This is a genomic window from Duganella sp. sic0402, from assembly GCF_019219065.1.
Taxonomy (GTDB): Bacteria; Pseudomonadota; Gammaproteobacteria; order Burkholderiales; family Burkholderiaceae_D; genus Rugamonas.
On sequence record NZ_JAHUWK010000006.1, the window covers coordinates 102,206 to 128,596 of the forward strand.

Consider the following 26,391-nt stretch of genomic DNA (forward strand, 5'->3'; position numbering starts at 1 on the left):
ACACCGTGAACCAAGCCTATATCTGCGACGCCATCCGTACCCCGTTCGGCCGCTACGGCGGCGCGCTGGCCGGCGTGCGCACCGACGACCTGGCGGCATTGCCGATCGCCGCGCTGATCGCGCGCAATCCTGGCGTCGACTGGTCGCAGGTCGATGACGTCTACTACGGCTGCGCCAACCAGGCCGGCGAGGATAACCGCAACGTCGCGCGCATGGCGGCGCTGCTGGCCGGGTTGCCGGCGGAGGTCCCGGCCAGCACCATCAACCGCCTGTGCGGTTCGTCGCTGGACGCGGTGGGCATGGCGGCGCGCGCGATCAAGTCGGGTGAGGCGCAACTGGTAATCGCTGGCGGCGTGGAGAGCATGACACGCGCGCCTTTCGTCATGGGCAAAGCCGATAGCGCCTTTTCGCGCGCGGCCAAAATCGAGGACACGACGATAGGCTGGCGTTTCGTCAATCCGCTGATGAAGGCGGCGCATGGCATCGATTCCATGCCGGAGACGGCGGAAAACGTCGCCCAGGAATTTGGCGTCAGCCGCGCCGATCAGGATGCGTTTGCGCTGCGCAGCCAGCAGCGCTGGGCCGCTGCCCATGCGGCTGGCGTGTTCCGCGACGAGATCGTGCCGGTGACGCTGGCGCAGCGAAAGGGTGAGCCCAAGGTGGTCGACACCGATGAACATCCGCGCCCCGACACCACGCTGGAAATGCTGGCCAAGCTGAAGGGCGTGGTGCGCCCTGACGGCACGGTCACCGCCGGCAACGCCTCCGGCGTCAATGACGGCGCCTGCGCCGTTCTGCTGGCTTCGGCCGATGCCGCCGAGCAGTACGGCTTGCGCAAGCGTGCCCGTGTGCTCGGCATGGCGACCGCCGGACTGGCGCCACGCATCATGGGTTTCGGTCCCTCGCCGGCATCGAAGAAAGTGCTCGCGCAACTGGGCCTGAGCATTGCAGACATGGACGTGATTGAGCTGAACGAAGCCTTTGCCGCGCAAGGACTGGCGGTCACGCGCGATCTCGGACTGGCCGACGACGCGCCCCAAGTCAACCCGAACGGCGGCGCCATCGCCATTGGCCACCCGCTGGGCGCGTCCGGTGCGCGGCTGGTGCTGGCGGCGCTGCATCAGCTGGAACGCACAGGCGGCCGCTATGCGCTGTGCACCATGTGTATCGGCGTCGGCCAGGGCATCGCGGTGGTGATCGAAAGGGTGTAAGCATGGTCAAGGTCTACGAAATCAACGGCGTCACGCCGGTGGTTGATCCCACCGCCTACGTGCATCCTAGCGCAGTGCTGATTGGCGATGTCATCGTCGGACCACGCTGCTATATTGGCCCGCTGGCCGCGCTGCGCGGCGACTTCGGCCGCTTGATCCTGGAAGAAGGCGCCAACCTGCAAGATACCTGCGTGATGCACGGCTTCCCCGGCTGCGATACGGTGGTGGAGCGCGACGGCCATATCGGCCACGGCGCGGTGCTGCACGGCTGCCGCATTGGCCGCAACGCGCTGGTTGGCATGAATAGCGTGGTCATGGACAACGCTGTAGTGGGCGAGGACAGCATTGTTGCGGCCATGAGTTTTGTCCGCGCCGGCATGCAGATCCCGCCGCGCAGCATGGCGATGGGATCGCCGGCGAAGGTGGCGCGCGAGCTGCGCGACGAAGAAATCCAGTGGAAATCCGGCGGTACCGCGCAATACCAGGAACTGGCGGTGCGTTCGATGCAAACCATGCGTGAAACCGAAGCGCTGACCGCGCCGGAGCCGGACCGCAAGCGCATTGAATGGGACAGCGCGCTGCCGCTGCACCTGCACAAGAACGCCTCAGCATAAATCAATGGAGACTGTATGACCATCTTGCAAAGCTATATCGCCGGCCGCTGGATCGGCAGCGAAGCCGCCACGCCGCTGCATAGCGCGCTGACCAACGCCGTTATCTACCATACGCACGCTGACCGCATCGACTTTGACGAGGCGGTCACTTACGCCCGCAAGACCGGCGTACCGGCGCTGATGCAAATGAATTTCCAGCAGCGCGCCGCGCGCCTGAAGGCGCTGGCCTTGTATCTGCTGGAGCGCAAAGAAGAGTTGTACGCCATCTCGCACCAGACCGGCGCCACGCGCGCCGACAGCTGGGTCGATATCGAAGGCGGCACCGGGACGCTGTTCGCCTACGCCAGCATGGGCAGCCGCGAGCTGCCGTCGTCCAATGTACTGCACGAAGGCCCGGCGCAAGTGCTGGGCAAGAACGGCGGCTTTGCCGGCACGCACATCCTGGTGCCACGCGGCGGACTGGCGGTGCACATCAATGCCTTCAACTTCCCGATCTGGGGACTGCTGGAGAAATTCGCACCAAGCTTTCTGGCGGCCATGCCGTGCATCGGCAAGCCGGCCAGCGCGACCAGCTACCTGACCGAAGCGCTGGTGCGCATGATGAACGAATCCGGCCTGCTGCCGCAAGGCGCGCTGCAACTGGTGATCGGCGGCACCGGCGATTTGCTGGACCGTCTGGGCGGCGCTGACGTGGTCACCTTCACCGGCTCTGCCGATACGGCCGCCAAGCTGCGCACCAACCGCAACCTGATTGCCAACTCGGTACCGTTCACCGCCGAAGCAGATTCGCTCAACTGCGCCATCCTGGCGCCGGATGTGACGCCGGGCGATGCGGAGTTCGACCTGTTTGTCAAGGAAGTGGCGCGCGAGATGACCGGCAAGGCAGGACAGAAGTGCACCGCGATTCGCCGCATCATCGTACCGGAGAATATGGTCGATGCGGTTGGCGTGCGACTGCGTGAGCGGCTGGCAAAGGTCAGTGTCGGCGATCCTTCAGTGGAAGGCGTGCGCATGGGTGCGCTGGCTTCGCGCGATCAACTGCGTGACGTCGCCAAACGCGTCGAACAACTCGCGCGCGGCAACGAGGTATTGTTCAGCGCACGCGATGGTTTCAAGCCGGTGGGCGAGGGCGTGGCAGAAGGCGCTTTCTTCGCGCCGACGCTGCTGCTGTGCCGCGACGGCCACGGCAACGACGCGGTCCATGATGTGGAAGCGTTCGGCCCGGTCAGCACCATCATCAGTTACAACGGCATCGACGAAGCGCTGGCGCTGGCGGCGCGCGGCAAAGGCTCGCTGGTATCGACGCTGGTAACGAAAGAGCCCGCCATCGCCGCCTATGCAGTGCCGATGGCGGCCGCCTCGCATGGCCGTGTGCTGGTGCTGGACCGTGAGGCGTCGGTGGATTCGACTGGCCACGGCTCGCCGCTGCCGCAGCTGAAGCATGGCGGGCCGGGACGCGCCGGCGGCGGTGAAGAACTGGGCGGCATCCGCGCAGTGCGCCATTTCCTGCAACGCGCAGCGGTGCAAGGCTCGCCGACCATGCTGGCGGCGGTCACCGGCGAATACGTGCGCGGCGCGGCGGTGCAGGAAAGTGAAGTACACCCGTTCCGCAAACATTTTGAAGACCTGGCGATAGGTGATTCGCTGCTGACCCACCGCCGTACCGTCAGCGAGGCGGACATCGTCAACTTCGGCGGTGTCTCCGGTGACTACTTCTATATGCACTTCGACGAAGTAGCCGCCAAAGACACGCAATTCGGCCAGCGCATCGCGCACGGCTACTTCGTGTTGTCGGCGGCTGCGGGATTGTTCGTCTCGCCGGCGCCAGGCCCGGTGCTGGCCAACTATGGCCTCGACAACCTGCGTTTCATCACGCCGGTGGCGATCGGCGACACGATCCGCGCGCGCCTGACCTGCAAGCGCAAGGTCGACCGCAACCGCACCGACGACAAAGGCATCGGCCAGGGCGTGGTCGCGTGGGACGTCCAAATCACCAACCAGCGCGGCGAACTGGTCGCCAGCTACGATATCCTGACGCTGGTGATGAAGCGCGCTTAACGGTTCAGGCCAAACGGATCGTCGATGCTGTGGGCGGGTTCGGTGAACCATTTCGGACCGTGTTCGGTCATGTAGAAGTGGTCTTCGTGGCGTACACCAAATTCGCCGGGGATGCAGATCATCGGCTCGTTGGAGAAGCACATGCCGACATCCAGCGGGGTTTTGTCGCCGCCGACGAGATACGGCCATTCGTGGATGTCGAGGCCGATGCCGTGGCCGGTGCGGTGCGGCAGGCCGGGCAGCTTGTAGCCGGGACCGAAGCCGTCGGCTTCCAGTGAGCGGCGCGCGGCCTGGTCGACCTGTTCGCACGGCACGCCCAGCTGCGCGGCAGCGAAGGCGGCGGCTTGCGCTTTCTTTTCGCTGTTCCATACCGAACGCTGGCGCTCGCTGATCGGACCGTAGACGTAGGTGCGGGTGATGTCGGAGATGTAGTTGTGCAGTTTGCAGCCGGTGTCGATCAGCACCGTGTCGCCGGGCTTCAGCGTCTGCACGTAGCTGACGCCGTGCGGGTAGGCGGTGGCTTCGCCGAACAGCACGATGACGAAGTAGGAGCCTGCCGCAGCGCCGACCTTGCGGTGCGCGCGGTCGATGAATTCTTCCACTTCCTTGGTGGTGATCCCTAAGCGCAGCATGCTGGCGGTGGCGATGTGCACCGCCATGGTCATGTCCTTGGCGCGCTGCATCAGCGCGATCTCGGCGGCGGATTTGCGCGTGCGGCAGTGGGCGGTAACGTTGCGCGCATTCTCCAGTGTATAGCCCTCCGCCAAAGGACGGATGCCGTCGTAGATGAAGAAGGCGGCGCTTTCGCAGATGCCCACGCGTGGCGGTTGTGCGGAATTCGGCGCGATGCCGATGCGTTTCAGCACAGTGACGAACAGCGCGTACGGGCTTTCGTGCTCGTCCCAGCAGTTGACCTGGCCGTCGACCAGCATGAAGTCCTTCAGCGTGCTTTCTTCAAAGCCCGGTGCGATGTATTCGATCTCGCCGTGCGCTGGCAGGATGGCGCCGACCATGCGCTCGCTGGCGTGCCATTTGGTGCCGGTGAAGTAGGTCAGGTTGGCGCCGGCGTTGATGTAGATCGCGGCGACGCCCTGTGCCTGCATATAGGCTTGCGCGCGGGCGATGCGCGCCAGGTGTTCGTCCTTGCCGATCGGGACCGCGCCCGCAGTCATGTCCGACAGGGAGGCCAGTGCCTGCTCGATGGTCTTTCCGCCAATAGTCATTTTTATATCCTGGTGTTGGTGTTCTAACGAGCTTTCGATCATAGCAGGTCATGGGCAGGTAACACATGAATGCTAAATTGCCCGCTCGTTTGTTTTACACTTCCAGGATGTCCATATGTCGTACAAAAAAATGCTGATCCCTTCCGCCATCGCCATCATGCTGACCGTCGCCGCGTGCGGCGGTGATAACGAGCCCGCGAGTGCCGTGCCGCCGCTGCCAGCCGGCCGCTGGATCGCCGGGGATCTGCACACCCACACCACCCAGTCGGCCGACGCTGATGTCAGCCAGACACTGGACAAAATCCTGAGCAAGGCGTTCACCACTTACGGCCTGGATTGGATGGCGGTGACCAATCACCTGCGCGTGTCGACGCGCGATGACAAGGGCGCGGCGCTGCCGGCGCAGATTCCGATGGCGCTCGGCCTGGAGCGTTACGAGCTGCCGCGCGTACAGGCGCTGCAAGCCGCTGGCACGTATGCTGACAAGCTGATTTTCTCTGGCGTGGAATGGGATATGCCGACCCACGATCACATCGGCATCGGCATCTTTGACGGCGCCAACGCCAGCGTCAAAGGCATGAAGGAGTTCGAGTATCTGTTCACCACACGCGACGCGGCGATGTTCGACGCGGCCGATGTCGCGGCGTGGAAGGCCAGGTATGGCGAGACGCGCTACAACAAGACCGCCGCAGACGCGCTGGAAGCGATCAACTGGCTGAAGACGAATTATCCGGACACCAGTTACGCGGTCATCAATCATCCATCGCGCAACAAGGGCAGCTACAGTATCGCCGACTTCCGCGCGTTCAACGACGCCGCGCCGAATATCATGTTTGCCATCGAAGGCATGGTGGGCAATCAGATGGAGCCGGATCGCGGTGGTTACACGGCGGCCTACACCGATGAGAACGCGCTGCTGCGCGTCTATGGTGGCGTCGATTATGTGGTGGCCAAGCTGGGCGGGCCATGGGATGCGCTGCTGGGTGAAGGCCGCCGTATCTGGAACCTGACCGACTCCGATACGCACTTCAAGATCGTCGGCGGTAACAGCAGCGGTTATTTCCCTGGCGAGTATGCGAAGAACTATGTGTTCAACAACGGCACCGGCAAGCCGGCCACCAAGGACCTGCTGACTGGTCTGCGCTCGGGCAAGATGTTCTCGGTATACGGTGACCTGATCAACGCGCTGGACTTCAACCTGGCCAGCAAGGATGATCGCAAGGAGATGGGCGGCGAGCTGAAAGTGGCCAGCGGCGACAAGGTGACGATCACCATCCGCTTCAAGACCCCGGCCAAGAACAATTACGAGAAGCCGGTGGATAGCGGGACTGCTGCCAACGTCAAGCCGGTAGTGGATCACGTTGACCTGATCGCCGGCGATGTCGGTGCGAAGGCGACGCCGGGCAGTGCGGCCTATAACGTGGCCACCAACGCCAGCACGCGCGTGGTCAAGCGCTTCACGGCGGCTGACTGGAGGGTGGACTCGGATGGCTATTACAGCGTGACGTATGAAACCACGGCCGCAAAGAATCAGTACTTCCGCCTGCGTGGCAGCAATCTTGGTGTGGATGTCGCGGGCCTGACTGCCAATGGCGAACCGCTGGCGGATCAGCGCACCAGCACCACTGACAACACCCAGCGCTTCAACGATATCAACGACCGCAATTACCGCAGCCTGTGGTTCTATTCGAATCCGGTGTTTGTCACGCTGCGTTAATCATTTGGTCAGCAGGCTGACTTTGTCGAGCACAAAGGAGGTCTGCTTGCTGCGGTCTTCGAGCATGGCGAAGGATAGTGTGATGGTCTGGCCTTTGAACGGCAGCAGATCGAAGCTGCGCAGCTGGTAGCCGCCGGCGGGCGTCAGGTTGGTGTAGGTGGCCAGCGTGGTGCTGGCGCCGCCCGCGCGCAGCGATACGGTCAGCGTGTCGTAGACGGTGTTGCTGGTTTCGTCGGTGTCGATGTGCAGCGCGAAGCTGAGCTGGATGCTGCTGGCGGTGGCGGGGATTTGCAGCTGCTGCGTCAGCGTTTCGTTGGTGCGGCGGCCGTTGCCGCCCAGCCAGGCGAAGCGTGAGCCTTGATGTGGCGTCTGGCCGTCGTGCGCACCGATCACGCCGGTGCTACCGCTCCAGCCGGTGATGCCGTCTTCAAAGCCCCCGTTGACCACCTGCTCGACTGCTTCGCTCTCGCCGCCATCGCCCCCGCCGTCGCTGCCGCCCGCCTCGTCGATATCTGCGCCAACATTAATCGCCGCATACGCGCGCTGCACGGCGATGGCTTCCCTGGAGCCGTTGCCATACAGCTCCTGCGCCGCCTGCAGCACTTTGTTGCGTGCGTCGGCATAGTTGGTGGAGGAGGTGAATTTGGTGGTCAGCGCCTTGAACCAGATGCGGTAGGCCTTGTCGCTGCCGATGCCTGTCATCGCGGCCGGCGCCTTGTTCAAGTAAGGACTGTGGTAATCGCTGCTGGCGTCGGCCTTGGAGCCTTGCGCGAGAAAGTAGAACATGCGGTTATTCGGTCCGCTGGAGTAGTGCACATCCAGGTCTTTCAGTCCGCTGCTCCAGGCGTCCTGGCTGCTGCCGTCCTTGCCCGGCCGGTACATCCAGCGCAAGGGCTGGCCGCTCTTGCTGATTTCCGTACCGAGCATCCAGTCGTTGCCGGCGGCGGGAATCTCGGCGCCTGCGCCACCGCGCCGCGCATAGGCCTCAACCATTTCGCCGCCGATGTCGGAGTGCGATTCATTCAATCCGCCTGATTCGCCGGTATAGATCAGGTCCGCCGTGGCGGCGGTGACGCCGTGCGACATCTCGTGGCCGATCACATCGATCGCGCCCAGGCTGGTGAAGCTGTTGCCGTCGCCGATGTACATGCATAGGCAGCTGTCGTCGTAGAAGGCGTTGTCGTAGGCGGTGCCGATATGGGCGGCGATGTAGGTGGCGGTGTTGTTGCCGTCCAGTGACTGCCATCCCAGTACGTTCTTGTTGGCGTCGTAAGTGTTCATCAATCCCCACAGCGCGTTGACGGCGGCGGTCTGGCCGTTGGCGGTGGTGGTGCCGCCGCCGTTGTACTGCTGGCCGTCGCCCCAGGTGTTGCTGCTGTTGCTGTAGATGTCGCCGGGATCGGGGCTGTTCGGCGAGCTATGGTTGGCGTTGGTGATGGCCATGCCGCCGAATTTACCGCCACTGCCGCGCGTGGCGTCCAGCATCTGGAAGCCGCCAGCGGTGGGCGAAGTGCTGATCGGGACCACGCCGTTGTATTGGCTGTTGCCGGTGCCGATCACGGTTTGCAGCGCCGGCCACCTGGCGATGATCTCGCCGTTGCGGGCCTTGACCACCACATCGTAGTAGATCAGCTTTCCGTCCTGCGCCATGCGCAGCTGCACCAGGTAGGCCAGCTCGTAGTGGTCGACCACTTCTTCCACGTCCAGCGCGTTGAGTTGGTCGGCGGGCTTGTTGAGCGCGGCCGCGCTGCGCACGGTTTTCATCACCGGGTAGATCAGCAGTTCGGCGCTGGGCGGCCAGCGGTGCGTGGCGCTGGGGGCGATGGCTTGCACGGCGGCGTTGACGGCATCATCGCCGGACAGCGTCGGCGTCAGCTCGGCCGGCGAGGGCGGGGCGGTGGCCGAGGACAATGGTGGCGGCGAGGCCGGGGCGGTCACTGGGCCGGGTGCCGTCTCGCCGGGCATGCTGGCTTGCGGCGCGATGCCCGGCCGGCGGTCGGCGCTGGAGACGCTGACGATTTCGCCGGCGGCGTTGCTGACCACCACCGACTCCGAGCCGAACACGCGCAGGTTTTTGTAGGTGTGCTGGGCGCGGACGATTTTCTGGCCGACCACGCCGGGGTGCTGGCTGCTGATGCGGAAGCTGTAGTCGGCGGTCAGGCCGGCGCGCGCATCCAGCGCGGTCAGCTGGGCGACCAGGCTGGCGCTTTCCTGTGGCGTGGCCAGGGCCACCGGTGCGGACATCAGCTGGGCGGCGCCGGCAAGCCAGGGCGCGAAGGCGAGGCTGGCGGCGATCAGGGGCAGGCGTGGATTCATGTCATCCTCCGTGGGTAGATGACATCACGCTAAACGCTGGCGGGGGCTGGGTACTGTGCCAGATCAATAAGCTGGCAGATCGGCGCCGCCAGACAGCGGCGCCGTGGGGGATTTACTTCAGTTGCGCGCGCACGCGGGCGATGGCCAGGCGTACCTGGTTCGGCGCGGTGCCGCCGACGTGGTCGCGGGCGGCGACCGAGCCTTCCAGCGTCAGCACGGCAAACACGTCTTGCTCGATCAGCGTCGAGAAGGCGCGCAGCTGTTCCAGCGACATCTCGGCCAGGTCGATTTTCAGGTCGTCGCAGGCGCGTACAGCGTGCGCCACGGCTTCGTGGGCGTCGCGGAACGGCAGGCCTTTCTTGACCAGGTAGTCGGCCAGGTCGGTGGCGGTGGCGTAGCCTTGCAGCGCGGCGGCGCGCATATTCTCCGGCTTGACCGTGATGCCGCCGGCCATGTCGGCGAAGATGCGCAGCGTGTCGACCAGCGTATCGACGGTGTCGAACAGTGGTTCCTTGTCTTCCTGGTTGTCTTTGTTGTAGGCCAGCGGCTGGCCTTTCATCAGGGTCAGGAGGCCCATCAGGTGGCCGAACACGCGGCCGGTCTTGCCGCGCGCCAGTTCCGGCACGTCGGGGTTTTTCTTTTGCGGCATGATCGACGAGCCGGTGCAGAAGCGGTCGGCGATGTCGATGAAGCCGACCCGTGGGCTCATCCAGATGATCAGCTCTTCCGACATGCGCGACACGTGCATCATCACCAGCGAGGCGGCGGCAGTGAATTCAATCGCGAAGTCGCGGTCGGAGACGGCGTCCAGCGAGTTGTGGCAGACGTCGTCGAAGCCCAAAGTTTTCGCCACGCGCACGCGGTCGATCGGGAAGGTGGTGCCGGCCAGCGCGGCGGCGCCCAGCGGCAGGCGGTTGACGCGCTTGCGGGCGTCGGCCATGCGCTCGGCGTCGCGGCCGAACATTTCAACGTAGGCCAGCATGTGGTGGCCGAAGGTGATCGGCTGCGCCACCTGCATGTGGGTGAAGCCCGGCAGGATGGTGTCGGCGTTCTTTTCCGCCAGGTCGGTCAGTGCGCTGCGCAGCGCATGCAGCAGTTCCAGCACGTCGTCGATGGCGGAGCGTACGTACAGGCGGATGTCGGTGGCCACCTGGTCGTTGCGCGAGCGGCCGGTGTGCAGGCGCTTGCCGGCGTCGCCTACCAGTTCGGTCAGGCGTTTTTCGATGTTCAGGTGGACGTCTTCCAGGTCCAGCAGCCATTCAAAGCTGCCGGCCTCGATTTCGGCGCTGATCTGCGCCATGCCGCGCTCGATCTCGGCGCGGTCCTGCGCGCTGATGATGCCTTGCGCGGCCAGCATTTCGGCGTGCGCCAGCGAGCCCTGGATGTCGGCCTTGGCCAGGCGCTTGTCGAAGAATACCGAAGCGGTGTAGCGTTTGACGAGGTCCGAGACCGGTTCGCTGAAGCGGGCCGACCAGGCTTCGGCCTTTTTGGAGAATTGTGAAGTCATAGTCAAATAGAAGAGGGTCGCTGAAGATCAACAGCGATTATAAACCGTCATCTGCCCTAAAATACGTCAACATTGTCTTTATGCTTATGGAAATCATGGCTCAACTGCACATTAGTACTGATACGGCGGCGCTCGACGTCACCCTGATCCATCAATTTTTGTCGGAGCGCTCGACCTGGGCGCTGGGCATACCGCGCGCCACGGTGGAGCGGGCAATTGCCCATTCACTATGCTTTGGCGCGTATCTGGAGGGCCGGCAGCTTGGTTTCGCGCGCGTGACCACCGACCGCGCGACGTTTGCCTATCTGGCCGATGTGTTTGTGGTGGAGGAGCAGCGCGGCAAGGGCGTCAGCAAGGCGCTGGTGGCGGCGGTGCTGGCGCATCCCGACTTGCAGGGGCTGCGCCGCTTTATGCTGGCCACCAGTGATGCCCACGCTCTCTACGCCCGCTACGGTTTCACGCCGCCGGCTCGCCCGGCGACGCTGATGGAGCGCTATTTCCCACATATTTATGCGAACTGATGATGGCTTGCAGCGTGGAGGCGTCGGCGATTTTTGATGAGCGCGCCAGTGATTGCGTCGGGCACGCCGGCTGAACACTTCGATTTCGCCGTGGGTCCAGTCGCTTGCGGAGCTGCCGCGCTGTTACAAATGCAGGCATTCTTCAGGCGAAAATAGGCAGAAATAGGCATCGCCGGCAAGTCTATTGCCAGTTCATCAGGCAGGGCGGCACCAGCAGCGCCAGCGCCAGCACGGCATAGATCAGTTGCAGCGGGATCATCCACTTGGCCCAGGTGATCCACGGGATGCGCGCCAGGGCCAGCACGCCGACGGTGATGCCGGAGGTCGGGATCATCGGTGTGGTGAATTCGCCGAACTGGAACGCCAGGATCGCCGTCTGCCGCGTGACGCCAACCAGGTCGGCCAGCGGCGCCATGATGGGCATGGTCAGCGCTGCCTGGCCGCTGCCGGAGTGGATGAAGAAGTTGATCACGGTCTGGATGCCGAACATTTTCCACGCCGCGAACACCGGGTGCGCCGATTGCACCAGCGGCATCAGCTCATGCAGCATGGTGTCGATGATGTGCGCGTCGCGCGCCAGCACCAGCGTGCCGCGCGCCAGCGCGATCACCAGCGCCGTGCCAACCAGGTCGCGCGCGCCCTGCATAAAGCCTTCAACGATCTGGGTCGAATCCAGCCGCCCGACCAGGCCGATGATAATCGCTATGCTGAGGAACAGCGCCGCGATTTCGTCGATATACCACTCGTAGTGCACCACGCCGAACACCATCACCGCCAGCGAGCCGGCGAAGATCCACAGCACTGCCTTGTGGCGGCCGGTCATGCCGTGGAAGTCCTGCACGCCGCCTTCCGGCAGCTCCTTGCGCTTTTCCAGGTCCAGCGCATAGGTCGGGCTCAAAGTCGGATCGCGTTTGACGCGCGCCGCGTACCACATCAGGAACAGCACCGTCACCGTGGTGGCGATGGCCCACACGATCAGCCGGTAGCCCCAGCCGGAAAACACCGGCACGCCAGCGATGCCCTGCGCGATGCCGACGTTGAACGGGTTCAGAAAGGCCGCCGAAAAGCCGACCTGCGAGCCGAGGAAGGGGATCGATACGCCGGTCACCGTGTCATAGCCCAGCGCCAGCGCCAGCGGCACGAAAATCAGGATAAACGGTATCGCCTCCTCGTTCATGCCGAAGGTCGCGCCGCCGATCGAGAACATGGTGACGAACACCGGGATCAGCGCACGCTGGATGAATTTCGAGCTGGCGTGGGCGCGCGCCAGCGACTTGATCATCGAGTCGATCGCCTCGGTCTTTTGCAGCACCGCGAAGGCGCCGCCGACAATCAGCACGAAGCCGATGATCTGCGCCGCTTCGACAAAGCCCTTGATCGGCGCCTTCATCAGCGCCACCAGGCCCTGCGGATTGCTGGCCACGTAGTGGAAGCTGTCCGGGTTGATCAGCTGCTTGCCGTTGACCAGATGCGTCTCGTATTTGCCGCCGGGGACCAGCCAGGTCGCCGCCGCGATCAGCGCCAGGATGATGAACAGCAGGACGAAGGTGTGCGGGAGTTTGAATTTTTTAGTCATCATGCGCTCAGCAGGTCGCCTTCGCGATAGGCCTTGGCGCCGGCCACTTTACCGACGTTCATGCCGCGTATCACATGCCGGTGCGCGCTGCGGGCGAAGAATACGCCGTCAACGGCGGCGCGCAGCACGGTGGTGTCGCCGCTGACCGGTTCGATCAGGTCAGCGATGGCGTCGCCGGCCGCCACCCGCGCGCCCAGTTCGCGCGTGTAGACCAGGATGCCGGCATGCGGCGCGTACAGCGGCTCCACGCCTTCCAGCGGCGTGGCGACGCACAGCGGCGCCGGCAGCACGGCGGCGGCGGCTTGCGCGGCGGCGTCGGCGGCGTGCAGCACGCCTTGCAGGGTCAGGAACTGCAGCAGGCCGGCCGCGTCCTTGCGCGCCAGCTCGTAGCTGACTTCCTGCTCGCCGCGCAGCTCGACCGTGGTCGACAGGCAGGCGGGCGGGATCGGGAACTGGTGTTCGAAGTGCTGGTCGAGATCCCACCACAAGCGGCTGCATGCCTCGTCGAACGGCTCGCCGCCGGCCTCGTAAGCCAGCAGTGTCGCGTGCGAGCCGAGGATGGCGGCCAGCGGCGCGATCCCTTCGGCCAGCGGCGTGCCGGCGTAGATGTGCAGCACCGCCTCGTTATCGCAATGCAGGTCGAGCACGACGTCGGCGTCGATCGCCAGCGTCATCAGGGTTTTCTTCAGCGCTTCCGCGTCGGTCTTCGGCTGCCAGTCGGCGATCGAGGCGCGCGCGTGTTCGCGTATCAGCGCCACGTTGGCGGCGGCGTCCGGTCCCAGCTTGCCGGCCAGGGATTTTTTCAGGTCCTCGGCCACATGCTTGTAGGCGCGGTTGAAATTGACGCCGGTGGTCAGGTCGAAGCGGCCGAAGGCGGCGCCGTGGATGGCTTGCGCCAGGCCGATCGGATTGGCGGCCGGCACCAGGATGATTTCACCGCTGATCTTGCCGGCCGCCTCCAGCGTCTCCAGCTCGCGGCGCAGGAACTGCGACACCAGCATGCCGGGCACTTCGTCGGCGTGCAGCGAGCCCTGGATGTAGACCTTTTTGCCGCTGCCAGGCGTGCCGAAATGGAGGCTGGTCAGCGCATACACGGCGTTCGCGTGCGGGCCGGAGAGGGAATGTTTGATTGCTTGCATGGCGGTTCCGGAGTTTCGGTGAAAGATTGAGTATGTAGCAGTATTTTCACAAAGTAAATCGCACCAGGCCGAATCGGGCGTGGGTTTCTTGAGTTTTCGGCTACAACTGCGTACAGTTAGTTTAAATGAATTATTTACATATCGAAGATCGGGGAGAGAATATGCGTGCAGCACCTAATATCACCATGCTCCGCGCCGTGCGCCTGGCGCTCAGCGTTGGCGCGGCGGCCGGTTTGATCGGCCAGGCCGCAGCCCAGGACAGCGCACCGGCGCCGATGGCGCGGGTGGAGATCACCGGCTCGGCGATCAAGCGCATCGAATCGGAAACCGCGCTGCCGGTGCAGGTCATTACGCGTGATGAAATCGACAAGGTCGGCGTCACCACTGCCGCCGAGATCCTGCAGCGCCTGTCGGCCAACGTCGGCGGCCTGACCGACGCCGGCAGCATCAGCGACGGCAAGGACCAGCGCGGCTTCAACAGCGCCAATCTGCGCGGCATCGGCACCTCGTCCACGCTGGTGCTGCTGAACGGCCGCCGCATGGCCAACTTCGCCTCGCCCGGCGACGACACCGGCGTCGATCTGAACAACATCCCGGCGGGCGCCATCGCCCGCGTCGAAGTGCTGCTGGACGGCGCCTCGGCGCTGTACGGCACCGACGCCATCGGCGGCGTGATCAACTTCATTACCCGCAAGGACTTCCAGGGCGTCGAACTGAACGCCTACGGCCTGAAGACCAAGGAAGGCGGCGCCGGCAAGCGCACCGCCAGCATCAGCGCCGGCCATGGCGACCTGGCCAAGGACGGCTACAACATCTTCGCGGTGGCCGACTTCCAGCGTACCGACCGGCTGTCGACCTCGCAGCGCAGCTTTATCGATGACCTGCACATCGCCGAGCGCCTGCCGCACCTGCTGTCCGGCTTCACCTCGCCGGCGAATATCCGCCTGACCGGCGACCAGCGCGACTACCTGCAATCGCAGGGCTTCACCATCAACGGCAAGCCGATCACCAACCGCCTGATCAACCTGTCGCAGCCCGGCTGCTCGGCACCGGCCAACGTCTACCTGCCGAACGGCACCGGCGGCGTCGATGGCTGCACCTACAACTACATGGGCGACACCGAGCTGTATCCGAAATCCGAGAAAGCCAATGTGCTGTCGCGCGGCGTGCTGCAGATTAATCCGGAAAACCAGCTGTACGCCGAGGTGGCGCTGAGCCGCTCCAAGACCTGGTATGTGGCGTCGTCGGCGCGCACCACCGCGTATATCGACTACAGCAAGATCCCGGCGCTGGCCGGCTACGACCTGGCCTCCGACGAAGCCGGTGGCGACGGCGAGATCGAGCTGCGGGTGCGCCTCAACGAGGCCGGCCGCCGCACCTCGGAGCTGATCAGCGAGAGCCAGCGCTATGTGGTCGGCTGGAGCGGCAGCCGCAATGGCTGGGACTATGACATCGGCCTGAATCACAGCGTCAACGTGGTGCGCGACCGCGACACCCACGGCTACCTGCTGTACAACGAGCTGCAGGAGGGCATCGCCTCGGGCCTGATCAATCCTTTCGGTCCGTCCAGCCAGGCCGGGCGTGACCTGATCAACAGCATCCAGGTCAACGACGAGGTGCGCCACGCGCGCGGCACCATGGACTCGGTCGACTTCAAGCTGTCGCACGCGGTCGGCGCGCTGGCCGGCGGCGACGCCATGCTGGCGGTCGGCGGCGAGGTGCGCCGCGAGAAGACCGAATACAATCCGTCGGCGCTGCTGATGAGCGATAACATCAACAACGACGCCGCGCCGGACGGCGGCCAGGCCACCAGCTACAGCCGCAAGATCCAGGCGCTGTACGGCGAGCTGCTGCTGCCGGTCACCAAGCAGCTGGAAGCCCAGCTGTCGGCCCGTTATGACCACTACGAGGTGGTGGGCGGCGCGGCCAGTCCGAAAGTGGGCCTGAGCTATATGCCGACCAAGAGCATGCTGTTCCGCGCCTCGGTCGGCCGCGGCTTCCGCGCGCCGTCGATGACCGATCTGTACCGCCCGACCCAGGTCAGCGCCACCGCCACGCTGCCGGACCCGGTGTATTGCGCCACGGTCGACAACAACTACGCCGATTGCGCCGACAACTGGGAGACGCACCGCCATTCCAACGCCAACCTGAAGCCGGAGAAGAGCCGCCAGTTCTCGCTGGGCATGGTGCTGCAGCCGAGCAAACAGGTGCTGCTGTCGCTGGATTACTGGAATATCAAGCGCACCGACCTGATCGCCGAAGTGGGCGACGATATCCTGCTGGCCAACCCGGCCAAGTACGCCAGCCTGGTGCACCGCGATGAAGACGGCTATATCGATTACATCGATCTGTACAAGGAAAACCGTGGCGCGCAGAAGGCGGCCGGCCTGGACCTGACCATCGACTACAAGGGCGTGCAGACCTGGGCCGGGCGTTTCGGCGGCCGCCTGTCCGGCACTTATGTGACCGATTCCAAGATCCAGAACGAGAAGGGCGCGGCCTACGTCAGCAACCTGGGACGCTTCGTCACCGATGGCGTGGTACAGCGCTGGCGCCACACCATCACGCTGGACTGGGACAACGGTCCGTTCGCGGCCAGCCTGTCCAACACCTTCTCCAGCGGCTATGAGGACCAGAACTCGGCGATCAATATCGACGACGGTTCGGTGGTGGCGGCCAACCGCGTCAGCTCCTACTCGCTGTGGGACCTGAGCGGTTCGTGGCAGGCAAGCAAGGGGCTGAAACTGCGCGCCGGCGTGCAGAATCTGTTCGACAAGGCGCCGCCATTCTCGAATCAGGCCTACCATTTCATCTCCGGCTATGACCCGACGTATACCGATGTGCGCGGCCGCCGCTTCTTCGCTAGTGTAAATTACGCGTTCAAGTAATGCGTTTTTAAGCAATAGCTTGGTATCATCTGGCAGTCAGCAAGTAGCAACAAGCGGCGCCCGGCGACAGCCCGGCGCCGGTTTTCATCGGAAGGGCAACATGAAATTAACTGGTTTTACGCTCCAGGGGCTGTGCATGCGGCTGTGCATGCTATGGCTGCTGGCGTTGGCGGGCGCCGCGCAGGCCGCCGCAGCGACGCCGGTGCCCAAGGTCCAGGTGCCGGGCAAGACCAGCAAACCGGCCAAGGCCGTGCCGCCACCCAAGCCGGTGCTGGCGCCGCCGGCCGGTAATCTGGTCATCATCGGCGGCGGCCTGCGCACGGAAAATGCCGAAGTCTGGCAGCGCATCGTGATGCTGGCCGGCGGCAAGGGCGCGCGCATCGGCGTGTTCGGCTCGGCCTCGATCAACCCGGAGGCGGCGGCGCAGGCCACCGTCAACCGCCTGAATCAGTATGGCGCGCAGGCGTTCGCGATTCCGCTCGGCGTGACCTGGCCGAACAGCGACTACCGCAAGGCCGCCGAGGACCCGGAGACGGTGGCGATGATCCATTCCGCCACCGGGATTTATTTCACCGGAGGCGACCAGGCGCGCATCACCCGCGCGCTGGTGCGCCCGGACGGCAGCCACACGGCGGCGCTGGACGCGGTATGGGATGTGTACCGCGACGGCGGCGTGGTGGCCGGCTCCAGCGCCGGCGCGGCGATCATGAGCACCACCATGTTCTACGACGCCAAGTCGACCCTGGACATGCTGAAGCAGGGCGTCAACGAAGGCCACGAGATCGCGCCGGGGCTGGGCTTTATCGGCGAGGATGTGTTCATCGACCAGCACTTGCTGGTGCGCGGCCGCTTCGCGCGCATGATCCCGGTGATGTTGAAGAAGGGTTATCAGGTCGGCCTGGGCATCGACGAGAACACCGCCATGATCGTCAACGCCAAGCGCGATGTGGAGATTATCGGCTACAGCGGCGCGCTGCTGCTGGATTTGTCGGCGGCGATTACCGATCGCGGCATCAAGGGCTTCAATATTTCTAACGCCACCATCAGCTATCTGGACCGGGGCGACAAGTTCAATCTGGTGTCGCGCGAGTTTACACCGTCGCCGGACAAGGCGGACAACAAGCTCGATCCCAACCAGCCGGACACGCGCGAGCCGGTGTACACCAACGATATTCTGGGCAATAACGCGGTGCTGGACCTGATGGTCAATCTGATCGACAACGCGCAGCAGGAGGCGATCGGCATCGCGTTCGGCAATCCGCGCGATTTCAACCCGGAGCTGGGCTTTGAGTTCCGCTTCTCCAAGACCATCAACAGCGTCGGCTACACCGGCACCGAGGTGGAGGCGTATTCGGTGCTGAAGCTGCGCATGGATATCCGCCCGATCCAGCTGCAGCAGCCCTTGTATCGCTATCGCTAGCGCGGCTTAAGGTATATTAACGGGACAGTGTCCCGTTTTTCCTTTGGAGCGTCCGATGCGCATGCTGTTCCGCTTTCTGTTCCCTTTGATGCTGATGCTGGCGGTGCCGCCCGGTGCGGGCGCTGCGCCGGCCGCCGCCGCTGGCCCGAAAGGCTCGCTGGTGATCATCGGCGGCGGGCTGCGGCCGGACAACGAGGCGGTGTGGCAGCGCATCGTGCAGCTGGCCGGCGGCAAGGGCGCGCGCATCGCGGTGTTCGCCTCGGCGGCGGCCGATCCGGCGCCGGTGGCGGCCGCCATCGTCGATTACCTGAACCGCTATGGCGCGGACGCTTTCCAGATTCCGCTGGCGGTCAAGCTGGCCGACAGTGACTTCCGCAAGGCCGCTGACGATCCGCTGCTGGCCGATGCGGTGCGCGGCGCCGGCGGGGTGTTCTTTTCCGGCGGCGACCAGGCCCGCATCACGCAGGCGCTGGTGCGCGAGGATGGCAGCCGCAGTGCGGTGCTGGACGCGGTGTGGGAGGTGTACCGCAAGGGCGGCGTGGTGGCCGGCAACAGCGCCGGCGCGGCGGTGATGAGCAGCACCATGTTCTACGCGCCGAAGACGGTGTTTGCCACCTTGCGCGGCGGCGTCACCGACGGCCAGGAGATCGCGCCCGGACTGGGCTTCATTGGCGAGGATGTGTTTGTCGATCAGCACTTCCTGGTGCGCGGCCGCTTTGCGCGCATGATACCGGCCATGCTGAAGAAGGGCTACAAGTATGGCCTGGGCATCGATGAGAACACCGCCATGGTGGTGGATAGCCGGCGCCGGGTGGAGATTGTCGGCAGCAAGGGCGCGCTGCTGGTGGACCTGTCGCACGCCACCACCGACGCCGCCAACGCCGGCTTCAATATCTCGAACGCGGTGATCAGCTATCTGGATAACGGTGATTTGTATGATCTGGCGACGCATGCGTTTACCCCGTCGCGGGCCAAGGCGGGCGGGCGTCTGAAGGCGCACAGGGATCTGCTGGCCGATCCGGTGTTTTCGCCGGATATCCTGGGGCGCAATGCGCTGGTGCAGCTGATGGAGAATCTGATGAACAACCGCCGCAGCGAGGCGATCGGCATCGCCACCAGCGGCGCCAACACGGCGCTGCCAGAGCTGGGCTTCCAGTTCACGCTGAGCAAAACGCGCGACAGCGTGGCCTATGCGTCGGCCGCGCCGCAAAGCTATTCCATCCTCAACATGCGCCTCGACATCCGCCCGCTGGACATCGGCCGCTCGCTGCGCCAGCAATAGCCCACCGCCCACCGCCCGCGCCCATCGCCGTCATTCCCGCCTGCGCGGGAACGATGGGTGACGGCACATGCCCTGCGCATTACAATACCGCTCACCTCCAACTGACCGCCAGGACCACCACATGCTCCGCCAACTCACCTTCCTGCTGGCGCTGTTCGCCTGCGCCATCCCGGCGCTGGCCGCACAACCCGCCACCATGCGCCTCGACTACCTCCACAGCGGCAACGCACTGGACGAACACTACGCCATCGAACGCGTGGTGATCGAGCCGCTGCCATGGCCAGGCAGCATGAGCCAAACCATCGACACCAGCAACCGCGGCAACAACCTGGTCGAAGTGGTGGATGCCAAAACCGGCAAGCTGCTGTACTCGCGCGGCTTCAGCACGATTTTCGCCGAATGGCGCAGCACCGAGGAAGCCAGCCGTGCCAATCGCGGTTTCCAGGAATCGGTACGCTTTCCCCAGCCCGAACAGCCGGTCAAGGTGCGCATTCTCAAGCGCGATGAACGCAATCTGTTTTCGGTGGTGTGGACCGCCAGCATCGACCCCAACGCCATGGACGTGATCCGCAAGCAGCCGCCGGCGCCGGTCAAGCCGGTCGGCATCCGCGTCAACGGCCCGTCGCAGGACAAGGTCGACCTGCTGATCGTCGGCGATGGCTACACCGGCGCCGAGCTGAAAAAATTCGAGGCCGACGCGCGCCGCCTGGCCGATCATCTGTTCACCACTTCGCCATTCAAGGAGCGCGCCAAGGATTTCAATGTGTGGGCGATCGCGCTGCCGACCAGCGAGTCCGGCGTGTCGCGGCCTTCGACCGGCGTGCACAAGCAGTCGCCGCTGGGCACCCGCTACGATATCTTCGGCAGCGAGCGCTATGTGCTAACCACCGACAACCGCGCGCTGCGCGAACTGGCGCAGTATGCGCCGTATGAGTTCATCGAGATCCTGGTCAATAACGACACCTACGGCGGTGGCGGCATCTTTGGCCAGTTCAGCACGGCGGCGGCCGGCAATGACTGGGCCAACTACCTGTTCGTGCACGAGTTCGGCCACCATTTCGCCGGCCTGGCCGACGAGTACTACACCTCGCCGGTCGCCTACGCCACCGGCGGCGAGCGCCGCGAACCGTGGGAGCCGAACGCCACCGCGCTGCACGATCCGGCCAATCTGAAATGGAAGAAGTTTGTGAAGCCGGGCACGCCGCTGCCGACGCCGTGGCCGAAACAGGCTTATGAAACCGCCTCGCGCGCCTATCAGAAGGAACGCGCCGCGCTGCGCGCCAGCCAGCGGCCGGAATCGGAGATGAGCGCCTTGTTCCACAAGGACCTGCAGCAAAGCAGTGCGCTGTTCTCGCGCGATCCGCATGTGCATACGGTCGGCGCGTTCGAGGGCGCCAACTACGAGGCCACCGGTTACTATCGGCCTGAAATGCAGTGCATCATGTTTGACCGCAGCGAGCAATTCTGCTCGGTGTGCGCCGAGGCGATTACCACCATCATCGATCTGTATTCACGCTCAGCAATACGATAGGGGTTTTAGTACGCTGGCGTACAGAGTGTGCGGCGGCGTGGGCATAAGATTTGTCTCACGCACTCCAACAACACCGAAAGGGATAACACCATGAATAAGATTATCGCTACGCTGATCGCCGGCCTGTTCGCCACCGCCGCTTTTGCTCAAACCTCGGATGTCGCCAAGGCCCAGGCCGACGCAAACAAGGATATCGCCAAGGCGCAACAGAAAGAAGCCAAGGCTGACGCCAAGGCCGATAAAAAAGCCAACAAGGCTGTCGCCAAGGCTGACAAGGTGCACGAAGAGCAGCAAGCCAAGGTAGGCGTGGAACAAGCCAAAGCCAACGAAAAAGTGGCCAAGGCTGATCCTGAAGACAAAGCCAAAGCCGCCGCCAAAGGCGACAAGGATGTCGCTAAAGCAGTGGAAAAAGCCGAGAAAAAATCGGTGAAGGCCGACGCTAAAGCCATCAAGGCCACCGTTGACGCGACCGAAGACAAGGCGCTGGCCGCCAACAAAACCGCTGCGGTGAAAGCCAAGGCTGACGCTGAAGTGAAAGAAGCTGCTGCTAAGCACTAAGCACTGGCCGCAAAACGAAACAGGGCCTGCCCCCCTACGGGGGCAGGCCCTGTTTTCACGTCTGCTGCCGTGCGGGTTAAACGATAGGCACCAAGCCAGTCGGCTTGATCTTGGTTGCCAGCTCTTTACCTTTACGTGCGCGCTTGCCGAAGTGCACCGCCAGCGCTGACGCTGACAGTTTTTCTTCCTGCGGCTTGCCGCCACGGCCGGTGCCGAACACGGTCACGCCTTTCTGGCTGATCGGCTTGGCCGCCAGCAGCGTTTCCTTGTCGCCCAGCTCCATCAGGATCACGCCGCGGCCACCATTGGTCAGCACCTTCATTTCGTCCATGCCGAACACCAGCACGCGCGCGCCGGACGACAGCGTGGCTACCGCGCTGGCACTGTCCGGAACCACGGTCGGCGGCAGCACGCTGTCGCCGTCGTCCAGGGTGATGAAGGCTTTGCCGCTCTTGTTGCGGCTGACCATGTCGCCAACCTTGCTCTCAAAGCCGAAGCCGGCGCTGGTGGACAGCAGCAGACGGGTGTTGGCGCTGCCAGCGAAGTAGTGCAGCAGGCGTGAGCCGGACGCCAGGTCGATCAGCGTGGTGACTGGCACGCCGTCGCCGCGCGCGTTCGGCAAGGCCGCTACCGGTACCGAGTAGATGCGGCCATTGCTGCCGAAGGCCAGCAGCTGGTCGACCGTGCGGCACTCAAAGGCGCCGTACAGCGCGTCGCCAGCCTTGAAGCTGAACTGGCTGGCGTCGTGGCCGATGCCGCCGCGTGCGCGTATCCAGCCTTTTTCGGAGATGATGACGGTGACCGGCTCGTCCACCACTTTTTGTTCGACCACGGCTTTTTGCGCTTCTTCGATCAGCGTGCGGCGTGCGTCGCCATAGGTCTTGGCGTCGTTGTCGATTTCCTTGATGATGGCGCGCTTCATCGACGACGGGTTGTCCAGCAGGTCTTGCAGCATCTGCTTCTCTTTGCGCAGCTCGGACAGTTCCTGTTCGATCTTGATCGCTTCCAGGCGCGCCAATTGGCGCAGGCGGATTTCCAGGATGTCTTCGGCCTGGATCTCGGACAGCTTGAAGCGCTCGATCAGCGCCGCCTTCGGTTCGTCCGAGTTGCGGATGATGTGGATCACTTCATCGATGTTCAGCAGGATGGTCTGGCGGCCTTCCAGGATGTGGATGCGCGCGTCGACCTTGCCCAGCTTGAACTGGGTGCGGCGGGTGACGGTGGCGAAGCGGAAGGTGATCCATTCCTGCAGGATGTCGGTCAGGCCTTTCTGGCGCGGACGGCCATCGCCGCCTATCATCACCAGGTTGATCGAGGCCGATGATTCCAGCGAGGTGTGCGCCAGCAGCAGCAGCATGAATTCGGTCTGGTCCTGGTTTTTCGATTTCGGCTCGAACACCAGGCGTACCGGTGCAGCGCGGCCGGATTCGTCGCGGATGGTGTCCAGCGAATTCAGGATCAGCGACTTCAGCGCCAGCTGTTCCGGCGACAGCGCTTTCTTGCCCAGCTTGATCTTCGGATTGGTCAGCTCTTCGATCTCTTCCAGCACTTTTTGCGACGAGGTGCCCGGCGGCAGCTCGGTCACCACCGCCTGCCACTGGCCGCGCGCCAGTTCTTCGATCTTCCAGCGTGCGCGCACTTTCATCGAGCCGCGGCCGGTGGCGTACATGTCGGCGATCTGCTGCGCCGGGGTGATGATCTGGCCGCCGCCGGGGAAGTCCGGACCGGGCACCAGCGCCATCAGTTCGGCGTGGCTGATTTTCGGGTTGCGTATCATGGCGACGGCGGCCGAGGCGACTTCGCCCAGGTTGTGCGACGGAATTTCCGTCGCCAGGCCGACCGCGATGCCGGAGGCGCCGTTCAGCAGCACCATCGGCAGGCGCGCCGGCAGCAGGCACGGTTCTTCGGTCGAGCCGTCGTAGTTGGCCTGGAAGTCGACCGTGCCCTGGTTGATTTCGTCCAGCAGCACTTTGGCGATCGGCGTCAGGCGCGCCTCGGTGTAGCGCATCGCCGCCGCGCCGTCGCCGTCGCGCGAGCCGAAGTTGCCCTGGCCGTCGATCAGCGGGTAGCGCAGCGAGAAGTCCTGCGCCATGCGCACCATGGCGTCGTATACCGACTGGTCGCCGTGCGGGTGCAGCTTGCCCAGCACGTCGCCGACCACGGTGGCCGATTTGCGCGGCTTGGCGACGCTGTTCAGGCCCATTTCGTTCATCGCGTACAGGATGCGGCGCTGCACCGGCTTCTGGCCGTCGCAGACGTCCGGCAGCGCGCGGCCTTTGACCACCGAGATGGCGTAGTCGAGGTAGGCGCGTTCGGCGAAGGTGGACAGGGTCAGCGCGTCGCCGCCTTCGCCATCACCACCATCGCCGCCGCCCGGCGGATTGCCGAACATGCCGCCACCGCCATTGCCACCAGTTCCATCAGCGCCACCGGCATCGGCAACGGGCGCGGCGTGGACGCCATCGGCGATTTCGCTGTCAGCGGCGGCCGGCGCTGGCTGGCCGTGGGCGTGTGCTTCTGCGGCTGCGTGGGCGGCAGCGTCTGCGGAGGTATGGACCGGGTGCCCGGAGGCGCCGGGCGTGGCGGCATTGGGGGCCGAGGCCGGCGCGGGCGCTGGCTTGCTGTTTTCCGGCGCCGGTTCGTCAAAGAGATTTGCTTGAGTCATGGTGGTGTTCTGTTAGATATCTGCTTCGGCTTCGTTGCCGTGTTCTTCGATCCAGGCGCGGCGTGCGGCCGCTTCGCCTTTGCCCATCAGCATATTGAAACGGGCGGCCGATTCGTGCAGGCCATAGCTGCCCAGCGACACCGGCAGCAGGCGGCGGGTATCCGGATTCATGGTGGTTTCCCACAGCTGTTCGGCGTTCATCTCGCCCAGGCCCTTGAAGCGGCTGATCGACCAGGCGCCTTCTTTGAGGCCGTCCTTGCGCAGCTTGTCTTCGATGGCGGTCAGTTCGCCGTCGTCCAGCGCGTACAGCTTCTGGATTGGTTTCTTGCCGCGCGCCGGCGCGTCGACGCGGTACAGCGGCGGACGGGCGATGCAGATATTGCCGTTGGCGATCAGGCCGGGGAAGTGTTTGAAGAACAGCGTCAGCAGCAGCACCTGGATGTGCGAGCCATCGACGTCCGCATCGGAGAGGATGCAGATTTTTCCGTAGCGCAGGCCGGACAGGTCGGGGGTGTCGTTCGGCGTGTGCGGGTCGACGCCGATGGCCACCGAGATGTCGTGGATTTCGTTATTGGCGAACAGGCGGTCCTTGTCGGTCTCCCACGAGTTCAGCACCTTGCCGCGCAGCGGCAGGATGGCCTGGAATTCCTTGTCGCGGCCCATCTTGGCCGAGCCGCCGGCGGAATCGCCCTCGACCAGGAACAGTTCGGTGCGTTCGACATCGGTCGATTCGCAGTCGGTCAGCTTGCCCGGCAGCACGGCCACGCCCGAAGATTTCTTCTTCTCGACTTTTTGCGCCGAGCGCAGGCGCGATTGCGCCTGTTTGATGACCAGTTCGGCCAGCTTTTTGCCGTAGTCGACATGGTGGTTCAGCCACAGTTCCAGCGCCGGCTTGGAATAGGTGGACACCAGCCGCACTGCGTCGCGCGAGTTCAGGCGTTCCTTGATCTGGCCCTGGAATTGCGGGTCCAGCACCTTGGCCGACAGCACGAACGAGGCGCGTGCGAACACGTCCTCCGGCAGCAGCTTGACGCCTTTCGGCAGCAGCGAGTGCATTTCGACGAAGTTCTTGACCGCGCCGTACAGGCCGTCGCGCAGGCCGGATTCGTGGGTGCCGCCGTTGGGCGTCGGGATCAGGTTGACATACGATTCGCGCACGATGGCGCCTTGCTCGGTCCAGGCCACCACCCACGACGCGCCTTCGCCCTCGGCGAAGCCTTCGGCGTCCGGGCCGGCGAACTGCTCGCCTTCGAACAGCGGGATCAGCGTTTCGCCGTCGGTGGATTGCGCCAGCGCCTCGGTCAGGTAGCCGCGCAGGCCGTCGTTGTATTGCCATGTTTGCGACTCGCCGGTCTTGCCGTTGGCCAGCGTGACCGTCACGCCGGGCAGCAGCACCGCCTTGGAACGCAGCAGCCGTTGCAGCTCGGTTTGCGAGATGGCGGCCGAGTCGAAGTATTTCGCATCTGGCCAGACGGTGACCCTGGTGCCGGATTTCTTGGCGTCGCGCGGGGCGACCACCGAGGTCAGTGGTGCGCTGACGTCGCCATTCTCAAACACCAGATGGTGCAGGCCCGTACCGTTCGGCTCCTTGCGCCAGACGGTGATTTCCAGCCGTTTCGAGAGCGCATTGGTGACCGATACGCCGACTCCGTGCAGGCCGCCGGAGAAGGCATAGGCGCCGCCGCTGCCCTTGTCGAACTTGCCGCCGGCGTGCAGCCGGGTGAAGACGATTTCCACTGTCGGCACGCCTTCTTCCGGGTGCAGGCCGACCGGGATGCCGCGTCCGTCGTCTTCGACGGTGACGCTGCCGTCGGCGTTCTGCGTCACGATGATGTTGTTACAGTTGCCGCCCAGCGCTTCGTCGGCGGCATTGTCGATCACTTCCTGGATGATGTGCAGCGGATTCTCGGTGCGGGTGTACATCCCCGGACGCTGCTTGACTGGTTCCAGCCCCTTGAGGACCCGGATGGATGATTCGCTATAGTCGGAAACTGGTTTTTTGGTGGCCATACGTGAGCAGCTTGTGTTTTTGATACTGGGTTTATGTACAGTTTGCGGATTGTTTGCGTATTCTATCCTCAACTGTGGAAAATCGCGGCAAAAATTGCGCAGTGCGCAATTTATACACGATGTTTACAGCCCCGGCCCACCTTTTTAGACCGTTT

At 64.2% G+C, this 26,391-nt stretch carries 17 protein-coding genes; 10 read left to right on the plus strand and 7 right to left on the minus strand.

Translation table 11 applies throughout. The annotated features are described in order from the left end of the window. Positions 1-5 precede the first annotated feature (5 nt). Genes pcaF through paaZ form a run of 3 tightly spaced genes read left to right on the plus strand, consistent with a single transcriptional unit; the run spans position 6 to position 3,883 of the window. Complete coding sequence (gene pcaF / locus KW842_RS16090) at positions 6-1,211, plus strand: 3-oxoadipyl-CoA thiolase (protein ID WP_218305124.1); 1,206 nt, start codon at positions 6-8, stop codon at positions 1,209-1,211. Between the two features lie 2 nt (positions 1,212-1,213). Further along, positions 1,214-1,825, plus strand: a complete 612-nt coding sequence (locus tag KW842_RS16095) for a phenylacetic acid degradation protein PaaY (protein ID WP_218305125.1) — start codon at positions 1,214-1,216, stop codon at positions 1,823-1,825. Positions 1,826-1,840: 15 nt separating this feature from the next. Next, a complete protein-coding gene (gene paaZ, locus KW842_RS16100) occupies positions 1,841-3,883 on the plus strand; it encodes a phenylacetic acid degradation bifunctional protein PaaZ (RefSeq protein WP_218305126.1) in 2,043 nt (680 codons plus the stop codon). Here paaZ and KW842_RS16105 read toward each other — a convergent pair. Then, positions 3,880-5,106, minus strand: a complete 1,227-nt coding sequence (locus KW842_RS16105) for a Xaa-Pro peptidase family protein (RefSeq protein WP_229223728.1) — start codon at positions 5,104-5,106, stop codon at positions 3,880-3,882. The genes paaZ and KW842_RS16105 overlap by 4 nt on opposite strands. A 115-nt stretch (positions 5,107-5,221) precedes the next feature. Between KW842_RS16105 and KW842_RS16110 the strand changes: the two genes are divergently transcribed. Further along, the gene (locus KW842_RS16110) at positions 5,222-6,823 is read left to right on the plus strand and encodes an S-layer protein (protein ID WP_229223729.1); all 1,602 of its coding nucleotides are present in this window, start codon (positions 5,222-5,224) and stop codon (positions 6,821-6,823) included. Here the strand turns inward: KW842_RS16110 and KW842_RS16115 are convergent, their stop codons facing one another. Together KW842_RS16115 and argH are read right to left on the minus strand one after the other, a co-directional pair. Beyond that, positions 6,824-9,139 carry a M4 family metallopeptidase gene (locus KW842_RS16115; RefSeq protein ID WP_218305127.1) on the minus strand — a complete coding sequence of 772 codons (2,316 nt, stop codon included), beginning with the start codon at positions 9,137-9,139 and terminating at the stop codon, positions 6,824-6,826. A gap of 112 nt (positions 9,140-9,251) precedes the next feature. Then, complete coding sequence (gene argH / locus KW842_RS16120; protein ID WP_218305128.1) at positions 9,252-10,646, minus strand: argininosuccinate lyase; 1,395 nt, start codon at positions 10,644-10,646, stop codon at positions 9,252-9,254. Between the two features lie 86 nt (positions 10,647-10,732). On the opposite strand from argH, the gene KW842_RS16125 reads away from it, so the two are divergent. Further along, complete coding sequence (locus tag KW842_RS16125; protein WP_229223730.1) at positions 10,733-11,167, plus strand: GNAT family N-acetyltransferase; 435 nt, start codon at positions 10,733-10,735, stop codon at positions 11,165-11,167. A gap of 181 nt (positions 11,168-11,348) precedes the next feature. On the opposite strand, the gene KW842_RS16130 is transcribed toward KW842_RS16125, so the two are convergent. Both KW842_RS16130 and KW842_RS16135 read right to left on the minus strand, forming a co-directional pair. After that, on the minus strand, positions 11,349-12,746 hold the full coding sequence (locus KW842_RS16130; protein ID WP_218305130.1) for a YfcC family protein: 1,398 nt from the start codon (positions 12,744-12,746) through the stop codon (positions 11,349-11,351). Then, positions 12,743-13,882, minus strand: coding sequence for a succinylglutamate desuccinylase/aspartoacylase family protein (locus KW842_RS16135; protein ID WP_218305131.1), 1,140 nt, complete (start codon positions 13,880-13,882; stop codon positions 12,743-12,745). The genes KW842_RS16130 and KW842_RS16135 overlap by 4 nt, the downstream gene beginning before the upstream one ends. Before the next feature lie 161 nt (positions 13,883-14,043). On the opposite strand from KW842_RS16135, the gene KW842_RS16140 reads away from it, so the two are divergent. The 5 genes from KW842_RS16140 to KW842_RS16160 all read left to right on the plus strand — a co-directional run bounded on the left by KW842_RS16140 (position 14,044) and on the right by KW842_RS16160 (position 21,561). Continuing rightward, on the plus strand, positions 14,044-16,770 hold the full coding sequence (locus tag KW842_RS16140) for a TonB-dependent receptor (protein ID WP_229223731.1): 2,727 nt from the start codon (positions 14,044-14,046) through the stop codon (positions 16,768-16,770). A gap of 100 nt (positions 16,771-16,870) precedes the next feature. Then, positions 16,871-18,190 (plus strand): cyanophycinase, encoded by a 1,320-nt coding sequence (locus tag KW842_RS16145; RefSeq protein WP_218305132.1) that lies wholly within the window; start codon positions 16,871-16,873, stop codon positions 18,188-18,190. A 55-nt stretch (positions 18,191-18,245) separates the two neighbouring features. Further along, the gene (locus KW842_RS16150; RefSeq protein WP_218305133.1) at positions 18,246-19,472 is read left to right on the plus strand and encodes a cyanophycinase; all 1,227 of its coding nucleotides are present in this window, start codon (positions 18,246-18,248) and stop codon (positions 19,470-19,472) included. A 121-nt stretch (positions 19,473-19,593) separates the two neighbouring features. After that, entirely contained in the window at positions 19,594-21,003 is a 1,410-nt protein-coding gene (locus KW842_RS16155; RefSeq protein WP_218305134.1) for an IgA Peptidase M64, read from the plus strand. A 90-nt stretch (positions 21,004-21,093) separates the two neighbouring features. Then, on the plus strand, positions 21,094-21,561 hold the full coding sequence (locus KW842_RS16160; protein WP_218305135.1) for a hypothetical protein: 468 nt from the start codon (positions 21,094-21,096) through the stop codon (positions 21,559-21,561). Between the two features lie 76 nt (positions 21,562-21,637). On the opposite strand, the gene parC is transcribed toward KW842_RS16160, so the two are convergent. Together parC and KW842_RS16170 are read right to left on the minus strand one after the other, a co-directional pair. After that, the gene (parC, locus tag KW842_RS16165; RefSeq protein ID WP_218305323.1) at positions 21,638-23,953 is read right to left on the minus strand and encodes a DNA topoisomerase IV subunit A; all 2,316 of its coding nucleotides are present in this window, start codon (positions 23,951-23,953) and stop codon (positions 21,638-21,640) included. 285 nt (positions 23,954-24,238) lie between these two features. Beyond that, complete coding sequence (locus KW842_RS16170) at positions 24,239-26,236, minus strand: DNA topoisomerase IV subunit B (protein WP_218305136.1); 1,998 nt, start codon at positions 26,234-26,236, stop codon at positions 24,239-24,241. Positions 26,237-26,391 lie beyond the last annotated feature (155 nt).

Bases quoted from the DNA above. Each gene is read 5' to 3' on its own strand.
- KW842_RS16095 (WP_218305125.1), top strand. From the start codon at position 1,214: ATGGTCAAGGTCTACGAAATCAACGGCGTCACGCCGGTGGTTGATCCC.
- paaZ (WP_218305126.1), top strand. From the start codon at position 1,841: ATGACCATCTTGCAAAGCTATATCGCCGGCCGCTGGATCGGCAGCGAA.
- KW842_RS16105 (WP_229223728.1), bottom strand. From the start codon at position 5,106: ATGACTATTGGCGGAAAGACCATCGAGCAGGCACTGGCCTCCCTGTCG.
- KW842_RS16110 (WP_229223729.1), top strand. From the start codon at position 5,222: ATGTCGTACAAAAAAATGCTGATCCCTTCCGCCATCGCCATCATGCTG.
- KW842_RS16115 (WP_218305127.1), bottom strand. From the start codon at position 9,139: ATGAATCCACGCCTGCCCCTGATCGCCGCCAGCCTCGCCTTCGCGCCC.
- argH (WP_218305128.1), bottom strand. From the start codon at position 10,646: ATGACTTCACAATTCTCCAAAAAGGCCGAAGCCTGGTCGGCCCGCTTC.
- KW842_RS16125 (WP_229223730.1), top strand. From the start codon at position 10,733: ATGGAAATCATGGCTCAACTGCACATTAGTACTGATACGGCGGCGCTC.
- KW842_RS16130 (WP_218305130.1), bottom strand. From the start codon at position 12,746: ATGATGACTAAAAAATTCAAACTCCCGCACACCTTCGTCCTGCTGTTC.
- KW842_RS16135 (WP_218305131.1), bottom strand. From the start codon at position 13,882: ATGCAAGCAATCAAACATTCCCTCTCCGGCCCGCACGCGAACGCCGTG.
- KW842_RS16140 (WP_229223731.1), top strand. From the start codon at position 14,044: ATGCGTGCAGCACCTAATATCACCATGCTCCGCGCCGTGCGCCTGGCG.
- KW842_RS16145 (WP_218305132.1), top strand. From the start codon at position 16,871: ATGAAATTAACTGGTTTTACGCTCCAGGGGCTGTGCATGCGGCTGTGC.
- KW842_RS16150 (WP_218305133.1), top strand. From the start codon at position 18,246: ATGCGCATGCTGTTCCGCTTTCTGTTCCCTTTGATGCTGATGCTGGCG.
- KW842_RS16155 (WP_218305134.1), top strand. From the start codon at position 19,594: ATGCTCCGCCAACTCACCTTCCTGCTGGCGCTGTTCGCCTGCGCCATC.
- KW842_RS16160 (WP_218305135.1), top strand. From the start codon at position 21,094: ATGAATAAGATTATCGCTACGCTGATCGCCGGCCTGTTCGCCACCGCC.
- parC (WP_218305323.1), bottom strand. From the start codon at position 23,953: ATGTTCGGCAATCCGCCGGGCGGCGGCGATGGTGGTGATGGCGAAGGC.
- KW842_RS16170 (WP_218305136.1), bottom strand. From the start codon at position 26,236: ATGGCCACCAAAAAACCAGTTTCCGACTATAGCGAATCATCCATCCGG.